The organism is Streptomyces sp. NPDC050448 (assembly GCF_040655295.1).
In the GTDB taxonomy this organism is placed as follows: Bacteria; Actinomycetota; Actinomycetes; order Streptomycetales; family Streptomycetaceae; genus Streptomyces.
In genome coordinates this window covers 8,003-29,172 of the sequence record NZ_JBFAJR010000058.1, presented here as the reverse complement: position 1 = coordinate 29,172, position 21,170 = coordinate 8,003, and the positions used below count along the sequence as shown (strand labels likewise).

Genomic DNA, 21,170 nt, shown 5'->3' with positions numbered 1-21,170 from the left:
CGGCGTCGGCGATCCGGTCCTTGCTGGAGGCGCATCCGGGGCTGACGGTGCGCTCGACGTACGGGCCGACGGAGACGACGGCGTTCACCACGCAGGTCCCGTACGTCGCGGGGGATGAGGTTCCGGCGAGTGTGCCGATCGGCCGGCCGATGGACAACGCACGCACCTACGTGCTCGACGAGTACCTGCGCCCGGTGCCTCCAGGCGTCGTGGGTGAGCTGTATGTGGCGGGCTCCGGTCTGGCCCGGGGCTATGACGCTCGGGCTGCCCTCACGGCGGAGCGGTTCGTGGCCTGCCCGTTCGGCGGCCGGATGTATCGGACGGGTGACCTGGCCCGGTGGTCGTCCGAGGGGCAGTTGCTGTTCGAAGGTCGTGCCGATGACCAGGTGAAGATCCGTGGTTTCCGGATCGAGCCGGCCGAGGTCGAGGCGGTGCTGGCCGCGCACGAGAGCGTCGGTCAGGTCGCGGTGATCGTGCGGGAGGACCAGCCGGGGGCCAAGCGGCTCGTCGCGTACGTCGTACCGGCCGATGCGGACGTGGATGTCGAGATGCTCGGGGACCACGTCGCGGGCAAGCTGCCGGAGTACATGGTCCCGGCCGCGTTCGTGCGGCTGGAGACCCTTCCGGTCACCGTCAACGGAAAGCTGGACCGGGCCGCCCTTCCTGTTCCCGAGTTCGGCGGCGGCGAAGGCCGCGAGCCCCGCAGTCCGCTGGAGGAGTTGTTCTGCGGGCTGTTCGCCGAGGTGTTGGGGCTGGAGCGGGTCGGGGCCGAGGAGTCGTTCTTCGCACTGGGCGGCGATTCGATCACGTCGATGTTGGTCGTCTCCCGGGCCCGGCGGGCGGGTGTGGTGATCAATGCCCGGCAGGTGTTCGAGCACAAGACCTCGGCCGGACTGGCGCGCATCGCCGGGATGGCTACGGCCACCACGTCGGAGCCTCGGACGCAGAGCGTGGGGCGAGTGCCTCTCACACCTGTCATGCGCGAGCTGGTGGAGCGGGCGGGTCCGGCGGCACTGACCGGGGCGTTCTCCCAGTCGATGCTGCTCCGGGTGCCGGCCGGGTTGGAGTTGCCGCGTCTGGAGGCGGCACTTCGGCGGCTGCTGGATCACCATGACGTACTGCGTGCTCGCCTGGAGCTCGTCGACGGTGCACCGAACGTGCTCGTGATTCCGGAGGAGGGCTCTGTTCTGCCCGTCGTGCGGCGGGTGGACGCGGCTGGTCTCGGTGATGGCGCGGAGTGGGCCGACGTCGTGCGGGTGTGTGCTGAGGACGAGGCGAAGCAGCTCGATCCGGTGGCCGGTGGGATGGTGCGGGCCGTGTGGTTCGACGCCGGGCCGGATGCGCAGGGGCGGCTGCTGATGCTGGTGCATCACCTGGCCGTCGATGGCGTCTCGTGGCGTGTCCTGGCCCCCGATCTTGCGGCGGCGTACGAGGGGCCCGAGGCGGCCCTCGATCCCGTCACGACCTCGTTCCGGGGTTGGGCGCAGGCGCTGGCCGGGGAGGCGGCGACCGAGGAGCGGTCGGCGGAGTTGTCGTCGTGGATCCGGGTGCTGGAGGGGCCGGATCATCTGCTGGGTGGGCGTGGGCTGGATCCGGCCGTGGACACGGTCGCGGGTGGGACGCGTCGTGTGGAGCTTCGGGTGCCGGTGTCGGTGACGTCGGAGTTGCTGACGCGCGTGCCGGCCCTCTTCCACGCGGGCATCGACGACGTTCTGCTGGCCGGGCTGGTCGCCGCCGTGGACGAGTGGCGTGCGGTCCCGGGCGGGGTGTTGGTGGATGTGGAGAGCCATGGTCGTGTGCCGCTCTCCGAGGACATGGATCTGACGCGGACGGTCGGCTGGTTCACCGGCTCGTACCCGCTGCGGTTGGACACGGGTGGAGTCGATCACGTCCGGGTGCGTGCCGGTGGTCCGGAGGCGGGTCGTCTGCTGAAGCGGGTCAAGGAGCAGGTGCGGGCGGTTCCCGGGGATGGTCTGGGCTACGGGCTGCTGCGCCACCTGAACCAGGAGACGGCTTCCGCGTTCGAGGGGCTGCCCTCGGCGCGGATCGGCTTCAACTACCTCGGACGGTTCCGGTCCGCCGACGTCGCCGTGCGCGGGGACTGGCATCCCGACGGTGACACCGTGCTGGGCGGGACGGCCGATGAGCGCATGGTCCTGACGCACGAGCTCGATGCCGGCGGTCTGGTCCGTGACCTTCCCGAAGGGCCGGAACTGACCATCTCGCTGGCCTGTCCGGCGGGGCTTTTCGACGATGCCGCGCTGTCGCGGATCGCCGATGGCTGGGTGGCGATGCTGGCCGGTCTGGCGGCGCATGCCGGCGAGCCGGGTGCCGGGGGTCGTACGCCCTGCGACTTCTCGTTGGTGGCGCTGGGCCAGGACGAGGTGGAGGAGCTGGAGGCGGCCGTTCCGGGGCTGGTCGATGTCTGGCCGTTGTCACCGTTGCAGGAGGGGCTGCTCTTCCACGCCCGGTACGACGAGGGCGCGCGTGATGCGTACGTGGGTCAGCGTTTCCTCGACCTCGAAGGCCCCGTCGACTCCGCGCGGTTCCGCGGTTCCTGGCAGGCGCTCCTGGACCGGCATGCGAGCCTGCGTGCCGGCTTCCACCGCCTCGTCCAGGTCGTCGCGCGGGACGTGGAGTTGCCGTGGCGTGAGGTGGACCTTTCCCACCTGACCGAGGAGGACGCCGAGGCCGAGGCGCTCCGACTTGCCGAGGAGGAGCACGCACGGTTCGATCTCGCGGTTCCGCCCCTGCTGCGGTTCTTGCTGCTCAAGCGGGGCGAAGAGCGGTACCGCCTCGTCATGACGATGCACCACATCATCATGGATGGTTGGTCCCTGCCCATCCTGTTCGGTGAGCTGTCCCGGATCTACGCGGCCGACGGCAGTGCCGACGGACTGCCGCCGGTCACGCCGTACCGGGAGTACCTCGCCTGGCTGGCTCGTCAGGACAAGGAAGCCGCCAGGTCCGCCTGGCAGGAGCTGTTGGCCGGAGTCACCGAGTCGACCCTCGTCGCCCCCGTCGCACCGGGCGTTGAATCGGTCCAGCCCCGCCACGTCATCGTCAGACTCGACGGAAGCCTCACCCTCGCGCTGCGCGACATGGCGCGCGAGCACGGTCTGACGCTGAACACGGTGATCCAAGGCGTGTGGGGCGTGTTGGTCGGGGTGCTCGCGGGCCGGACGGACGTGGTGTTCGGCGCCACGGTCGCCGGTCGTCCGGCCGAGCTTCCAGGTGTGGAGCAGATGCTGGGTCTGCTCATGAACACCGTTCCGGTACGGGTACGACTCGACCCGCGACGCACGTTCACCGAGCTGCTGACCGAACTCCAGGTACAACAAGCGCAGTTGATGGAGCATCAGCATCTGGGCCTCGCCGAGATCCAGCGCATCAGCGGCCCGGGCGGGATATTCGACAGCCTGGTCGTCTACGAGAACTATCCGCACGACCCCGCTTCCGGCCGCGATCTCGGTGGTCTGCGGATCGCCGCAGGTGGGGGCGAGGAATCGGCCCACTATCCGCTCACGCTGGTCGTCTCACCGTCCGACGAGCTTGAGCTGCAGTTCGACTACCGGCCCGACGTGTTCGACGAAGCCACCGTGCAGGTGCTCGCGGAGCGCGTACGGCGAGTCCTGGAGCAGGTGTCGGCGGACCCGCACGTACGGGTCTCGCGGCTCGACGTGCTGGGGGAGACCGAGCGTCGTCTGGCGGTGGACGGATGGAACGACACGGCTCGGCCGGTTGCGGCTGGGAGTCTTCCGGAGTTGTTCGGTGCGCAGGTGGCGCGGACCCCGGGTGCGGTGGCGGTGGTGTCGGGTGACGTCGCGCTGACTTATGCGGAGCTGGACGAGCGTGCTGGTCGGGTCGCGCGTTGGTTGGCCGGCCAGGGTCTCGGTCCCGAGTGCCGGGTCGGTGTGGTGATGGATCGGTCGCCCGAGTTGATCGCCGTCCTTCTGGGTGTGGTGAAGGCGGGGGCGGCGTATGTGCCGCTGGATGGTGATCATCCGGTGGAGCGGTTGCGTGCGGTGGCGGCCGAGGCCGGGGTGTCTCTGGTGGTCGCCGACCGGCAGTTGGAGGGGCTCGCGACGACTTCTGTGGCGGAGTTGTTCGAGGCGCCGGCAGATCTGGTCGAGCTGGACGTGAAGGTCTCTCCGGAGAGCCTCGCGTATGTGATGTACACGTCGGGGTCGACCGGTAGGCCCAAGGGTGTGGCGGTGACGCATGGGAACGTGGCGAGTTTTGTCGCGGACCGGAGTTGGCGTGATGAGGTGGTCGAGCGGGTCTTGGTGCAGGCGAACCATGCGTTCGACGCGTCGACGTACGAGTTGTGGGTGCCGCTGACGCGGGGCGGCCGACTGGTGCTGTTGCCGGCGGGTGAGAAGGATGCGGTCGCGCGTGGCCGGTTGATAGCCGAGCACCGTGTGACGAATGTGCATGCGACGGCCGGTTTGTTCCGGGTGTTGGCGGAGGAGTCTCCGGAGATCTTCGCGGGTGTGCGTGAGGTGTCGACCGGTGGCGATGTCGTTTCGGCGTCGGCGATCCGGTCGTTGCTGGAGGCGCATCCGGGGTTGACGGTGCGGTCGACGTATGGGCCGACGGAGACGACGGCGTTCACCACGCAGATCCCGTACGTCGCGGGGGATGAGGTTCCGGCGAGTGTGCCGATCGGCCGGCCGATGGACAACGCGCGGACCTACGTGCTGGACGAGTTCCTGCGTCCGGTGCCTCCGGGTGTCGTGGGTGAGCTGTATGTGGCGGGGTCGGGGCTGGCGCGGGGCTACGACGGTCGGGCGGATCTGACGGCGGAGCGTTTCGTCGCCTGCCCGTATGGCGGCCGGATGTACCGGACCGGCGACCTGGCGCGATGGACGGCGGACGGCCAGTTGCTGTTCGTCGGACGTGCCGATGACCAGGTGAAGATCCGTGGTTTCCGGATCGAGCCCGCCGAGGTCGAGGCGGTGCTGGCCGCGCACGAGAGCGTCGGTCAGGTCGCGGTGATCGTGCGGGAGGACCAGCCGGGGGCCAAGCGGCTCGTCGCCTACGTCGTCCCGGCCGATGCCGACGCGGACGTGGACGTCGTACTGCTCGGAGACCACGTTGCCGGCAAGCTGCCGGACTACATGGTCCCGGCCGCGATCGTGCAGTTGGACACCCTGCCCGTCACGGTGAACGGCAAGCTGGACCGCACCGCCCTCCCCGCCCCCGAGTTCGGCGGCGGCGAAGGAAGCGAGCCCCGGACCCCGTTGGAAGAAGTCCTGTGCGGCCTGTTCGCCGAGGTGCTCGGCCTGGAGCGGGTCGGGGTCGAGGACTCGTTCTTCGAACTCGGCGGCGACTCGCTGCTCGCGATGCGTCTCATCGCATCGGTCCGCTCGGTGCTGAACGCCGAGATCGGCGTCCGTGAGCTGTTCGGCGCCGCGACCGTCGCGGGCCTGGCCCGGCTCGTGGACGGCGACCGGTCCGACGTAAGGACTCGGATCGCGGTGCGGGAGCGGCCGGAATCGGTACCGCTGTCGTTCGGTCAGCAACGCATGTGGTTCCTCAACCAGCTCGAAGGAGCGGGAGTGGGCGCGGCGTACAACATGTCGCTGGCGCTCCGGCTCTCCGGAACGCTGGACATCGCCGCCCTGGCCGATGCGCTCGGTGACCTGGCCGAGCGGCACGAGACCCTCCGTACGGTCTTCCCCGCGACGGGCGGGACTCCCCGACAGCAGGTCCTGGAGGGCGCGGACGGGCGTCCGGCCCTGCCCACCCGGCGGATCGACGAGGCCGAGTTGCCCGAGGTCCTGGTGGCCGAGGCCGGGCGGAGCTTCGACCTGGCCCACGAGCTGCCCTGGCGGGTCATTCTGCTGGTCCTGTCCGAGGCCGAGTTCGTCCTGCTGATGGTGGCCCATCACATCGCGGTGGACGGCTGGTCGATGGGGATCCTGGCGAGGGACCTGCGGGCGGCGTACGCGGCGCGATGCGGAGGCGGAGTGGCCGACTGGTCCCCGCTGCCCGTCCAGTACGCCGACTACGCGCTCTGGCAGCGGGAGGCCCTCGGCGACCCGGCCGACCCGGACAGTGTGATCGGCACCCAGCTGGGCCACTGGCGGGAGGCCTTGGCGGGACTGCCCAAGGAGACTCCGCTGCCGGCGGACCGGGCGCGGCCCGCCGTCCCGTCGTTCCAGGGCGGCTCGGTGGTGGTCGAGGTGGGGGAGGCGACGCACGCCGCCCTGTCGCGCGTGGTCCGGCAGGGCTCGGCGACGATGTTCATGGCGGTGCAGGCCGCGTGGGCGATGCTGCTGGCCCGGCTCGGCGCCGGGACCGACATTCCCATCGGTACCGCGATCGCCGGTCGCGGCGACAGCGCGCTCGACGATCTCGCCGGGTTCTTCGTCAACACGCTGGTGCTGCGGACGGACGTGGCGGGCGACCCGACCTTCGCGGAGCTGCTGGCGCGAGTCCGGGAGACCGACCTGGCCGCGTACGCCCATCAGGACGTGCCGTTCGAGCGGCTGGTCGACGAGCTCAACCCGGAGCGGTCGCTGGTCCGCCATCCACTGTTCCAGATCATGCTCGTGCTGCAGAACGCACCGACTTCGGACTGGGACCTCCCCGGTCTGACCGTGCACCCGATGAACGCCGGCACCCTGCCCGACGAGGCGCTTCCCGCCCGGTTCGACCTGTCGCTGAGTCTCGCCGAGCGGCGTGACGGGCGCGGAGCGCCGGCCGGTATCACCGGCGACCTCCAGTACGCGAAGGACCTGTTCGACGACTCGACGGCCCGCGCGCTCGTCCACCGGCTGCAACGCGTCCTGGCGCAGGTCGCCGCCGATCCGGAGACCAGGCTCAGGCGGCTCGACGTGCTCGACGCCGATGAGCGGCGCGTGGTCACGGACGAGTGGAACGACTCCGCCCGGACGCTGCCCGCCATCACCCTGCCAGAGGCGTTCGAGGCCCAGGTGGCCCGCACCCCGGGCGCCACCGCGCTGATCGGCGCCGACGTCTCCCTGACGTACGCGGAGCTGGACGAGCGGGCCAACCGCCTGGCGCACGTGCTGATCGGCCGGGGCGTCGGCCCGGAGGACCGGGTCGGCGTCCTGATGGAGCGCTCCGTCGACCAGATCGTCGTACTGCTCGGAGTGACGAAGGCGGGCGCGGCCTACGTGCCGGTCGACCCGAACTACCCGGCCGAACGCATCGCCTTCACGCTCGCCGACGCCGACCCGGCGTTGGTCGTGTGCACCGGTCCGAGCGCCGGGCTGATCCCGGCCGGGGTCGGCCGGATGCCGTGGGACGACGCGGCCACCGCGGCGGAGATCGAGGCCGCTCCGACGACCGCGCCGACCGACGCCGACCGCAGGACGCCGCTGCGTCCGGCGCATCCGGCGTACGTGATCCACACCTCGGGTTCGACGGGGACACCGAAGGGCGTGGTGGTGTCGCACGCGGGGCTGGGCAGCCTGTCCGGCGCCCAGATCGACCGGTTCGGAGTCGACCCGCGGTCGCGGGTGCTGCAGTTCGCCGCGCTGGGCTTCGACGCCGCCGTGTCCGAGGTGTGCATGGCGCTGCTCGCCGGGGCCGCGCTGGTGGTGGCGCCCGCCGATCGGATGCCGCCGTTCGGACGGCTGGAGGATCTGCTCGACGACTTCGCGGTGACCCATGTGACCCTGCCACCGTCGCTGCTGGCGAGCGTCGACCGGCTGCCGGACTCACTGGCCACCGTGGTGGTGGCCGGCGAGGCGTGCCCGCCGGGCCTGGTGGCCGAGTGGGCGACCTCGCGGCGGCTGTTCAACGCGTACGGTCCGACCGAGACGACGGTCTGCGCGACGATGACCGGGGCATTGACCCCCGAACCGGGCCGGACCGCGGTGCCGATCGGCAGCCCGGTGTGGAACACCCGGGTGTTCGTGCTGGACGAGTTCCTGTGCCCGCTGCCGCCCGGTGCGGTCGGGGAGTTGTACGTCGCCGGTGCCGGGCTCGCACGCGGCTACCACGACAGGGCCGCTCTGACGGCGGAGCGGTTCGTCGCCTGCCCCTACGGGGGCCGGATGTACCGGACCGGTGACCTGGCGCGCTGGACGTCGGACGGACGGCTGGTGTTCGCCGGCCGCGCCGACGACCAGGTGAAGATCCGCGGCTTCCGGATCGAGCCGGGTGAGATCGAGGCCGTGCTCGCCGCGCACGAGAGCGTCTCCCGGGCCGCGGTGATCGTCCGCGAGGACCAGCCGGGCGTGAAACGCCTGGTCGCCTACGTGGTTCCGGTCGCGGCGGTCGCGGAGGGCGTCGCCGACGCGACCGCGCTCCGGGAGTTCGCCGCCCGGACCCTGCCGGACCACATGGTGCCCGCTGCCGTCGTGGTCCTGGAATCCCTGCCGACCACGGCGAACGGCAAGCTGGACCGGGCGATGCTGCCCGCGCCGGACCTGGGCGACGGCGCGGGCCGCGGGCCCGCGACCCCGGTCGAGGAGGTCCTCTGCCGGCTGTTCGCGGAGGTGCTCGGCCTGGAGCGGGTCGGCGCCGAGGACTCGTTCTTCGACCTGGGCGGCGACTCCCTGCTGGCGATGCGGCTGATCGCGTCGATCCGCTCGGCGCTGGACACCGAGACGGGCATCCGTGAGCTGTTCGCCGCGCCCACCGTCGCCGGGCTGGCCCGTCTGGTGGACGACACCTCGGGACGCGCGGTCCGGGCGGGGATCCTGCCCGGGCGACGGCCCGAGGTACTGCCGCTCTCGTACGGCCAGCAGCGGATGTGGTTCCTCAACCGGCTGGAGGAGGCGGGAGCGGCCGCGGCGTACAACATGCCGCTCGCGCTGCGGCTCACGGGCGCACTGGACGTGGCCGCGCTGGAGCGGGCACTCGGCGATGTCGCCGACCGGCACGAGACGCTCCGTACGGTGTTCCCGGAGACGGACGGCGCCGCCCGGCAGCAGATCCTCGACGGCCCTGCCGGCCGTCCGGCCCTGCGGGTGAGCGAAGTCGCACCGACGGACCTGCCGGAGGTCATGGCCGAGCTGTCGAGCCGCCCCTTCGACCTGACCAGGGACCGGCCGTGGCGCACCGAGCTGCTGGCCCTGTCCGACACCGACTTCGTGCTGCTGCTGGTGTCACATCACATCGCGGTGGACGGCTGGTCCATGGGCGTCCTGGCGACGGATCTCCAGGCGGCCTACGCCGCCCGGCACGGCGGCGCGGAGCCGGGCTGGTCGGAGCTGCCGGTGCAGTACGCCGACTACGCGCTCTGGCAGCGCGAGGTCCTGGGCGAGGCCGGCGATCCGGACAGCCTGCTGAGCGCGCAGCTGGACTACTGGCGGGAGGCCCTGGCCGGGCTGCCCGAGGAACTGTCCCTCCCGGCGGACCGGACCCGTCCGGCGGTCGGATCGTTCCAGGGCGGATGGGTTCCGATGGAGCTCGGACCCGAGACCCACGCCGCACTCGCGGCAGCGGCCCGGCAGGGCTCGGCGACGATGTTCATGGCAGTCCAGGCCGCGCTGGCGATGCTCCTGAGCCGGCTCGGCGCGGGCACCGACATTCCGATCGGCACGGTCGTGGCGGGTCGCGCCGACTCGGCCCTCGACGATCTGGTGGGCTTCTTCGTCAACACCCTGGTGCTGCGCACCGACGCCGCCGGCGACCCCACGTTCGCGGAACTGCTGGGACGGGTCCGGGAGACCGACCTGGCCGCGTTCGCCCACCAGGACGTGCCGTTCGAGCGGCTGGTGGATGACCTCAGCCCGACCCGCTCCCTGTCCAGGCACCCCCTGTTCCAGGTCCTGCTGACGATCGACAACACCCCGGGCGCGGACGCCCCGTGGGCGCTGCGGGGCTTGGACGTCCGGCCGATCCTGGCCGACGAGGAGTTCTCGGCCCGCTTCGACCTGTCGATCGGGCTGGTCGAGCTCCGCGACGAACAGGGCGGTCCCTCCGGGATCGCGGGCGGAATCCAGTACGCGGCCGACCTGTTCGACGAGGACACGGCCCGGGCCCTGGCCCACCGGCTCGCACGGGTCCTGGAGCAGGTGGCCGCCGACCCGCAGGTGACGGCCGGCGCGCTGGAAGTCCTCGACGCGGCCGAGCGGCGGCTCGTCGTGGACGAGTGGAACGACACCGACCGGGCCGTCCCGGCCACGACCCTGCCCGAGCTGTTCCGGTCCCAGGCCGCGCGCGTCGCGGACGCCCTGGCCGTCATCGACGAAGACTCCTCGGTGACCTACGCGGAGTTGGACGAGTGGTCGAACCGGGTGGCGCGCTGGCTGATCGGGCGGGGTGTGGGTCCGGAGGGTCGGGTGGCCGTGTTGATGGAGCGGTCGGTCGATCTGATGGCCGTGTTGTGGGGGGTGCTCAAGGCGGGGGCCGCGTACGTTCCGGTGGATCCGGAGTATCCGGCGGACCGGATCGAGTACGTGCTGGCCGATGCGGATCCCACGGTGGTGGTGTGCTCGCGTGCGACGGCACGGGATGCGTCGTGGGTGGTGTGGGACGACGAGGCGACGGCCGCCGAGATCGCGTCCTGCTCCGGCGCCGCGCCGGCGTCGACGGTGACGCCCGGATCGGCGGCGTACGTGATCTACACGTCGGGGTCGACGGGCCGCCCCAAGGGCGTGGTGGTCAGCCACCGGTCGATCGCGAACAAGCTGCTCTGGATGCAGGACACCTACCGGTTGGCGAGTGACGACCGGGTGTTGCAGAAGACACCGACGGGCTTCGACGTGTCGGTGTGGGAGTTGTTCTGGCCGTTGGTGGTGGGCGCCGGTCTGGTGATGGCGAGGCCGGGTGGGCATCGGGATCCGGCGTACCTGGTGGACGTGGTGGCCCGGCAGTCGGTGACGGTGATGCATTTCGTGCCGTCGATGCTGGGTGTGTTCCTTCAGGAGGTCGGTCCCGGAGACCGTGCCGGGCTGCGGCGGGTCTTCTGCAGTGGTGAGGCGCTGACGCCCGATCTGGTGGAGGAGTTCCGTCACCGGATCGGCGTGCGCCTCCACAACCTCTACGGACCGACGGAAGCGGCCGTCGAGGTCACCGCCTGGGACGGTACGGAAGGCGCGCCCAACGGCTCGGTGCCGATCGGGCGTCCGGTGTGGAACACGCAGACGTACGTGTTGGACGAGTTCCTGCGTCCGGTTCCTCCTGGTGTGACGGGGGAGTTGTATCTGGCGGGTGTGCAGTTGGCGCGGGGTTATGCGGGTCGGGCTGCTCTGACCGCTGAGCGGTTCGTGGCCTGTCCGTTCCCGGGTTCGGATCGGATGTACCGGTCGGGTGACCTGGTGCGGTGGTCCGCGGATGGTGAGTTGCTGTATCTGGGGCGTGCGGATGACCAGGTGAAGATCCGTGGTTTCCGGATCGAACTCGGCGAGATCGAAAGCGTGTTGGCCGGACACGAGGGTGTGGGTCGGGTCGCGGTGGTGGTCCGGGAGGACCAGCCGGGCGTGAAGCGGCTGGTCGCCTACCTCGTACCGGCCGGCGAAGACGCGGACGTGGACGCGGAGTCGCTCAAGGAGTTCGCGGCGCGGACCCTCCCGGAGTACATGGTCCCGGCCACGGTCATCCGGCTGGAGACCCTGCCGGTCACCGCCAACGGGAAGCTGAACCGGGCGGCACTGCCCGCGCCCGAGGTCACCGGCTCGTCGAGCCGCGGCCCGGCCACCGCGGTGGAGGAGGTGTTGTGCGGGCTGTTCGCCGAGGTGCTGGGCCTGGAACGGGTCGGGGCCGAGGACTCGTTCTTCGAACTCGGCGGTGACTCCATCACCTCCATGCTCGTCGTCTCCCGGGCACGGCGTGCGGGCGTGGCCGTCACCGTACGGCAGGTGTTCGAGCACAGGTCCCCGGCCGGGCTGGCACGGGTCGCCGGGATACCCGCGGCCACGGTGGGGCCGCGGCACGCACGGACGTCCGGTGTGGGGCCGGCGCCCCTGACACCGGTGATGCGCGAGCTGGTGGAACGGGCGGGCCCGACCGCGCTCACCGGGTCGTTCTCCCAGTCGATGCTGCTCCGGGTACCGGCCGGGCTCGAACTGCCACGTCTGGAGGCGGCACTTCAGCGGCTGCTGGACCACCACGACGTACTCCGCGCCCGCCTGGAACTCTCCGAAGGCGCACCGAGCGGACTTGCGATACCGGAGAAGGGCTCCGCGCCGGCGGTCGTACGGCGCGTGGACGCCGTCGCCCAGGAGCTGACCGCGCTCGTACGCGAAGCCGAACGGGACGCCGTCGGGTGGCTCGACCCGGTGGCGGGCCGGATGCTGCGCGCCGTCTGGTTCGACGCCGGACCCGACGAGCCCGGACGGCTGCTCCTGGTGGCGCACCACCTGGTGATCGACGGAGTGTCGTGGCGCGCGCTGGCCCCCGACCTGGCGGAGGCGTACGCCACCGGCCGGGATGTCGAACCGGACACGGCGAGTGCGTCGTTCCGGGGTTGGGCGCAGGCCCTTGCCGCGGAGGCGGTGGGTGCGGAGCGGATGGCCGAGCTGCCGGCGTGGATCCGGATGCTGGAGGGCTCGGACCCCCACCTCGGTGAGCGGGCGCTGGACCCGGCCGTGGACACGGTCGCCGGCGGGACACGACAGGTGGAACTCCGCCTGCCGGTTTCGGTGACCTCGCAGTTGCTGACACGGGTGCCGGCCCTGTTCCACGCCGGTATCGACGACGTGCTGCTGGCCGCGCTGGTCGCCGCGGTGGAGGAGTGGCGGCGGGGCCGGGGCCGTCCCCTCGCTGGCGGGCTGCTCGTGGACGTGGAGAGCCACGGCCGTGTGCCGCTCTCCGAGGACATGGATCTGACGCGCACGGTCGGTTGGTTCACCAGCTCGTACCCGCTGCGGTTGGACACGGGTGGAGTCGATCACGTCCGGGTGCGTGCCGGTGGCCCGGAGGCGGGCCAACTGTTGAAGCGGGTCAAGGAACAGGTGCGGGCGGTTCCCGGGGATGGTCTGGGGTACGGGCTGCTGCGCCACCTGAACCAGGAGACCGCCCCCGCCTTCGCGGGGCTGCCGTCCGCGCAGATCGGCTTCAACTACCTCGGCCGCTTCACACCCGCCGACCGGACCGCAGAGGGCAGTTGGCGGCCGGACACGGACACCGTCCTCGGCGGGGCGGCCGACCCGCACATGGTCCTCATCCACGCGTTGGAAGCCGGCGGACTGGTCCGCGACCTCCCTGAAGGACCGGAGCTGACGGTCTCGCTCGGCGGCCCGGCCGGTCTCTTCGACGAGGAGGCGCTCGGCGAGCTGGCGTCCGGCTGGGTGGCGATGTTGGCCGGTCTGGCGGCGCATGCCGGTGAGCCGGGTGCCGGGGGTCGTACGCCCTCCGATTTCTCGTTGGTGGCGCTGGGCCAGGGTGAGGTGGAGGAGCTGGAGGCGGCCGTTCCGGGGCTGGTCGACGTGTGGCCGTTGTCTCCGTTGCAGGAGGGGCTGCTGTTCCACGCCCGGTACGACGAGGGTGCGCGTGACGTGTACGTGGGTCAGCGTTTCCTGGACCTGGAAGGCGCATTGGACGCGGGTCTGTTGCGTAGGTCGTGGCAGGTGTTGCTGGAGCGGCACGCGAGTCTGCGGACGGGGTTCCGGCAGCCGGTCGGCATGGAGAGTCCGGTGCAGGTCGTCGTCCGGGACGTGGAACTGCCGTGGCGCGAGGCCGACCTGTCCGGTCTGTCCGACACGGACGCCGAGACCGAAGCGCGCCGACTCGCGGAAGAGGACCTGGCGCCGTTCGACCTCGCGGCACCGCCACTGGTGCGCCTGCTGCTGGTCAAGCGGGGTACGGAGCGGAACCGCCTGATCATGACCATGCACCACATCGTCATGGACGGCTGGTCGCTGCCCATCCTCTTCGGTGAACTGTCGCGCGTCTACGCGGCCGGCGGCGACGCGGGCTCCCTGCCGCCGGTGCCCGCCTACCGTGACTACCTCGCCTGGCTGGGCCGTCAGGACGGCGAGGCGGCATCCGAGGCATGGCGCTCGGTACTCGCGGGAGCCCACGAACCGACCCTCGTCGCCCCGGTCGAACGCGGTGCGGAATCCGTCCCTTCCCACCACGTCATCACGCGGCTCGACGAACAGCGCACCACCGCGCTGCGGGGCATGGCACGGGCGAACGGCCTGACGCTGAACACCCTGGTCCAAGGTGCCTGGGCGGTCCTGGTGGGCATGCTGACGGGCCGCACCGACGTGGTGTTCGGCGCCACGGTCGCGGGCCGCCCGGCCGAGATCCCCGGTGTCGAGCGGATGCTCGGACTGTTCATCAACACCATCCCGGTACGGGTCCGGCTCGACCCGCGGCGCACGGTCACGGAACTGCTGACCGGGCTCCAGGCCGAGCAGGCCGAACTCATCGCGTACCAGCACGTCGGGCTCACGGAGATCCAGCGCATCGCCGGCGCCGCCGCGACCTTCGACACCCTCGTGGTCTACGAGAACTACCCGCACGACCCCGACGCCGGACGGCAACCGGGCAGCCTGTCGATCGTCGGAGGCGGCGGTGAGGAAACGGCCCACTACCCGCTCACCCTGCTCGCCTCACCGTCCGACGAGCTCGAACTGCGGCTCGACTACCGCCCCGACCTCTTCGACGAGGCCGCCGTCCGGCTCCTGCTGGAGCGTGCGCAGAGGGTCCTCGCACAGATGGCCGCCGACCCGCACCTGCCCGTGGGCCGGCTCAAGGTCCTGGACGAGGCCGAGCAGGCACAGGTGCTCGTCGAGTGGAACGACACGGCCCGTCCCGTCCCGCACGCGTCGCTGCCCGCACTGTTCGAGGCCCAGGTACGCCGAACCCCCGAGGCGGTCGCGCTCGTAGCCGGGGACAGCGAGCTGACGTACGCCGAACTGAACGCGCGGGCGAACTGGCTCGCGCACCGCTTGATGGCCCTGGGGGTCGGCGACGAGCGCGCGGTCGCCCTGCTCCAGAGGCGCTCGCCCGACCTGGTCGTCTCGATCCTGGCGGTCCTGAAGGCCGGCGGCACGTACGTCCCGCTGGACGCCGACGCGCCCGCCGACCGGCTGCGCCGGATCGCCGAGGACACGGACATCCCGGTGCTGCTGACCGACAGCGCGCTACGAGGATCCGTACTGGAGGACGGCGCCCGAGCCGTGGTCGTGGTCGACGACGACACCTCCCTGGAGCCGGAGCCGGAGCCGGAGCCGTCCGGCGACACCGGGGCGACCGTCCACCCCGAACAGCTCGCCTACGTGATGTTCACCTCCGGCTCGACGGGCCTGCCCAAGGGCGTGGCGGTCACCCAGCACGCCGTGGCCGCCCTCGCCCTCGACCCGTGCTGGGACGGCAGCGGCAGCCGGGAACGCGTGCTGATGCACTCCCCGCACACCTTCGACGCGTCGACGTACGAGCTGTGGGTGCCCCTGCTGTCCGGCGGCACCGTCGTCGTGGCACCCGGCGAACTCGACGTCCGCGCCATGCGACGCACCCTCGTCGAGCAGCGGGTGAGCGCGCTGTGGCTCACGGCCGGCCTGTTCCGGCTGCTCGCCGAGGAGGCCCCGGACAGCTTCGCCGGGGTGCGCGAGGTGTGGACGGGCGGCGAGGCCGTCCCCGCCACGGCGGTACGCCGCGTGCTGGAGGCGTGCCCGCACACGAAGGTCGTGGACGGCTACGGCCCCACGGAGAGCACGACCTTCGCCACCGCCCACCCGATGCGGGCGGTCGAGGAGGTACCCGATTCGGTACCGATCGGCCGGCCGATGGCGAACACGCGGGCGTACGTACTCGACGACGCGCTGCGCCCGGTTCCGGTGGGCATCGCCGGCGAGCTGTACCTCTCCGGCGACGGCCTGGCGCGCGGCTACACGAACCGGTCCGACCTCACCGCCGAGCGGTTCGTGGCCGATCCGTTCGGCCCCGGGGGCGCGCGGATGTACCGGACCGGCGACGTGGCCCGCTGGATGTCGGACGGCGCACTCCTGTACGCCGGTCGCGTCGACGACCAGGTGAAGATCCGGGGCTTCCGGATCGAGCTCGGTGAGATCGAGGCGGTGCTGGCCGGGTACGAGGGCGTCGCCCAGGTCGCGGTGGTGGTCCGGGAGGACCAGCCGGGCGTGAAGCGCCTGGTCGCCTACGTCGTCGCGGCGGACGAGGGCATCGACGACGAGGCCCTGGGCGAGTACGCCGCGCACACCCTGCCGGAGTACATGGTGCCCACCGCCTTCGTCGCTCTCGACGCCCTGCCCATCACCGTGAACGGCAAGCTGGACCGGGCGGCCCTGCCCGCCCCCGAGTTCGGGGACTCGACGGGCCGCGGCGCCGCCACTCCCGTGGAGGAGGTGCTGTGCGGGCTGTTCGCCGAAGTGCTGGGCCTGGAGCGGGTCGGCGCGGAGGAGTCGTTCTTCGAACTCGGCGGTGACTCGCTGCTCGCGATGCGGCTCGTCGTACGGGTCCGCTCGGTGCTCGACGCCGAGATCAACGTACGGGAATTGTTCGGCGCGCCGACCGTCGCCGGGCTGGCCCGCCTGGTGGAGGACAACGAGGACGACGTCCGGACGGGGCTCGTCGCACGGGAACGGCCCGAGACACTGCCGCTGTCCTTCGGGCAGCAGCGGATGTGGTTCCTCAACCAGCTCGACGAGACCGGCGCCGAAGCGGCCTACAACGTCCCGCTGGCGCTGCGGCTCTCCGGTGATTTGGACATCGAGGCCCTGGAGGCCGCACTCGCCGACCTGGCCGCCCGCCACGAGACGCTGCGCACGGTGTATCCCTCCACCGACGGCCGCGCCCGACAGCAGCTCGTCGACACCCCGCCGCCGCTCCACATCCGGGAGGTCACCCCGGGCGAACTCGCCGACGCCATGACCGAGATCGCGTCCAAGGGCTTCGACCTGGAGCGCGACCTGCCGTGGTGGACGGAACTGCTGATCCTGACCGACACCGACACCGACCAAGAGTTCGTGTTGATGCTGGTGGCGCATCACATCGCGGTCGACGGCTGGTCGATGGGTGTCCTCGCCCGGGACCTCCGGCACGCCTATGGAGCGCGCGTCGCCGGATCGGTCCCCGCCTGGTCACCGCTGCCGGTCCAGTACGCCGACTACGCGATCTGGCAGCGCGAGGTCCTCGGTGAACTCGACGACCCCGACAGCCTGATCAGCTCCCAACTCGCCTACTGGCGCCGCGCACTGGCCGACCTCCCCGAGGAACTCACGCTCCCGGTGGACCGGACCCGGCCCGCGGTCGCCTCCTTCGAGGGCGGATCCGTACCGCTCGAACTCGGAGCGGAAGCCCACGCCGCGCTGCTGGAAGTCGCCCGCCAGGGCTCGGCGACCATGTTCATGGTGGTCCAGGCGGCGCTGGCGATGCTACTCGCCCGGCTCGGCGCCGGCACGGACATCCCCGTCGGCACCGCGATCGCCGGCCGCGGCGACTCGGCGCTGGAGGGCCTGGTCGGCTTCTTCGTCAACACCTTGGTCCTGCGCACCGACGCCACGGGGAACCCGACCTTCGCGGAACTGCTGGCGCGGGTCCGCGAAACGGACCTGGCCGCGTACGCCCACCAGGACGTGCCCTTCGAGCGGCTCGTGGACGACATCAGTCCGGAGCGCTCGCTCGTACGGCACCCCCTGTTCCAGATCATGCTCGTCCTGCAGAACATCCCCACCGCGGAATGGGACCTGCCCGGTCTGACCATGCACCAGCAGGCGTCCGAGTCGCTCCCCGACGCCGCCCTTCCCTCCCGGTTCGACCTCTCCATCAACCTCACCGAACACCGCGACCGGCTGGGCGACCCGGCCGGCCTCGGCGGCGGTGTGCAGTACGCCACCGACCTGTTCGACGGCACCACGGCCCGGGCCTTGGCCGATCGGCTGGTGGCGGTCCTGGAACAGGTGGCCGCCGACCCACAGGTACGGCTCAGCGGCCTCGACGTGCTGGAACCCGGTGAGGAGGGCAGGGTCGTCGACGAGTGGAACGACACTGCTCGACCGCTTTCGGTGGGAACCCTTCCCGAGTTGTTCGGTGCGCAGGTGGTGCGGACTCCGGATGCGGTGGCGGTGGTCGGTGGGGGTGCCTCGCTGACTTATGCGGAGCTGGACGAGCGTGCTGGTCGGGTCGCGCGTTGGTTGGCCGGCCAGGGTCTCGGTCCCGAGTGCCGGGTCGGTGTGGTGATGGATCGGTCGCCCGAGTTGATCGCCGTCCTTCTGGGTGTGGTGAAGGCGGGGGCGGCGTATGTGCCGCTGGATGGTGATCATCCGGTGGAGCGGTTGCGTGCGGTGGCGGCCGAGGCCGGGGTGTCTCTGGTGGTCGCCGACCGGCAGTTGGAGGGGCTCGCGACGACTTCGGTCGCGGAGTTGTTCGAGGCGGCCTCGGATCTGGCTGAGCTGGACGTGAAGGTCTCCCCGGAGAGCCTCGCGTATGTGATGTACACGTCGGGGTCGACCGGTAGGCCCAAGGGTGTGGCGGTGACGCATGGGAACGTGGCGAGTTTTGTCGCGGACCGGAGTTGGCGTGATGAGGTGGTCGAGCGGGTTCTGGTGCAGGCGAACCATGCGTTCGACGCGTCGACGTACGAGTTGTGGGTGCCCCTGACGCGGGGCGGCCGACTGGTGCTGTTGCCGGCGGGTGAGAAGGATGCGGTCGCGCGTGGCCGGTTGATCGCCGAACACGGTGTGACGAATGTGCATGCGACGGCCGGTCTGTTCCGGGTGTTGGCGGAGGAGTCTCCGGAGATCTTCGCGGGTGTGCGTGAGGTGTCGACCGGTGGCGATGTCGTTTCGGCGTCGGCGATCCGGTCGTTGCTGGAGGCGCATCCGGGGTTGACGGTGCGGTCGACGTATGGGCCGACGGAGACGACGGCGTTCACCACGCAGATCCCGTACGTCGCGGGGGATGAGGTTCCGGCGAGTGTGCCGATCGGCCGGCCGATGGACAACGCGCAGACGTACGTGCTGGACGAGTTCCTGCGTCCGGTGCCTCCGGGTGTCGTGGGTGAGCTGTATGTGGCGGGGTCGGGGCTGGCGCGGGGCTACGACGGTCGGGCGGATCTGACGGCGGAGCGTTTCGTCGCCTGCCCGTATGGCGGCCGGATGTACCGGACCGGCGACCTGGCGCGATGGACGGCGGACGGCCAGTTGCTGTTCGTCGGACGTGCCGATGACCAGGTGAAGATCCGTGGTTTCCGGATCGAGCCCGCCGAGGTCGAGGCGGTGCTGGCCGCGCACGAGAGCGTCGGTCAGGTCGCGGTGATCGTGCGGGAGGACCAGCCGGGGGCCAAGCGGCTCGTCGCCTACGTCGTACCGGCCGGGCAGGAGGTCGACAGTGACCTGCTGCGGGAGTTCGCCGCGCAGGCCCTGCCGGACTACATGGTTCCGGCCTCGGTCATGGGGTTGGACGCCCTGCCGGTCACGGTGAACGGGAAGCTGGACCGGGCCGCGCTGCCCGCACCGGAGATCACCGGTTCCACGGGCCGTGGCCCGGCCACCCCGGTGGAGGAGGTTCTCTGCGCGCTGTTCGCCGAAGTCCTGGGTCTGGAGCGGGTCGGGGCCGAGGACTCGTTCTTCGCGCTCGGCGGCGACTCGATCATGTCGATGCTGGTCGTGTCGCGGGCCCGGCGCGCGGGCGTGGTGATCACGGCTCGTCAGGTGTTCGAGCACAAGTCGCCCGCGGGCCTCGCTGCCGTCGCCCTGAGCGGTGGCGCCGAGCTCGCCCGGACGGCGGCGGGACCGGCGGAGGAGGACACGGGCGTCGGAAGGGCGCCGCTGACCCCGGTCATGCTCGACCTCGTCGAGCGGGCCGGCCCGAACGCGCTGACCGGGGTCCTCTCCCAGTCGATGCTCGTCGAGACCCCCGTCGGCCTGGACCTGCCCCGTCTCGTGGCCGCCGTCCAGGTGCTCCTGGATCACCACGACATCCTGCGTGCCCGGCTCGACCTCTCCGACGGAACGCCCCAGCTCGTGGTGGCGGAGCAGGGTGCGGCGGCCGAGGACCGGGTGGTCCGGGTCGACACGGCGAGCCTGACCGCCGAAGGTCTGGCCGGCGTGGTCCAGGAGGAGGGACGTCGGGCGGTGGACCGGCTGGACCCGCGGGCCGGATCGATGGTCCAGCTCGTTTGGTTCGATGCCGGACCGGCCGTTCCGGGCCGGTTGCTGGTGGTGGCCCATCACCTCGTCGTCGACGGCGTCTCGTGGCGTGTGCTCCTCCCCGACCTGGCCGCCGCGTACGAGGCCCTGCGCGAAGGCCGCGACCCCCGCCTGGAGCGCGGGACGTCCTACCGGCGCTGGGCCGAGACGCTGCAGAGCCAGGCGCTCGGCGCCGAGCGGACGGCCGAGTTGCGGGCGTGGACCCGGCTGATCGGCGGACCGAACCCGCTGCTCGGGAAGAGGGCGCTCGACCCGGCCCTCGACACGGTCGCCCGCGGTGTGCGCCGGGTGGAGGTCAGGATTCCGGTCCAGGTGACGACGGAGCTGCTGACCAGGCTCCCGGCGGCGTTCGACGCGGGCATCGACGACGTGCTGCTGGCCGCGTTGGTCGCCGCGGTCGGCGAATGGCGGCGCCGTCAGGGCCGGAACCTCGCGGGCGGTGTCCTGATCGAGGTCGAGAGCCACGGCCGTACCCCGCTCACCGAGGACATGGACCTCACCCGCACGGTCGGCTGGTTCACCGGCTCCCATCCCGTGCGATTGGAGCCCGGCACCACCGAGTACGCGCGGATCCGCACCGGCGGTCCCGCGGCGGGCCGCCTCCTCAGGCGGGTCAGGGAGCAACTGCGGGCGGTGCCCGGTGACGGGCTCGGCTTCGGGCTGCTGCGGCATCTGAACCCGAAGACGGCGCAGACCCTCGCCGGCCTGCCGACCCCCCAGATCGGATTCAACTACCTCGGCCGTTTCACCGCCGGTCCTGCGATGTCGGCGACTTCGGCGAATCCGGTGGCCGGGGGAGCCTGGCAGCCGGTGGGGGACACCGTCCTGGGCGGCACGGCCGACGCCGACACGCCCGCCTCCCGTCTGCTGGAGGCCGGGGGCCTCGTACGGGACCTGCCCGAGGGACCGCAACTCACCGTGTCCCTGGTCTGCCCGGTCGGCCCGTTCGAGGAGAAGGCACTGCGCGAATTGGCCGACGGCTGGGCCGCCATGCTCTCCGGACTTGCCTCGCACGTCCCCGACGCGGAGGGCGCCCAGCCCACCCCGTCCGACTTCCCGCTCGTTGCGCTGGCTCAGAGCCAGATCGATGCGCTTCAGATCAAGCTCTCCGGCGAAGAGGAGTGACCG

General features: G+C 71.5%; 1 protein-coding gene. It reads left to right on the top strand.

Annotated features, from left to right (window positions below):
• Positions 1-20 precede the first annotated feature (20 nt).
• Entirely contained in the window at positions 21-21,167 is a 21,147-nt protein-coding gene (locus AB0I68_RS36630) for a non-ribosomal peptide synthase/polyketide synthase (RefSeq protein ID WP_363181735.1), read from the top strand.
• Positions 21,168-21,170 lie beyond the last annotated feature (3 nt).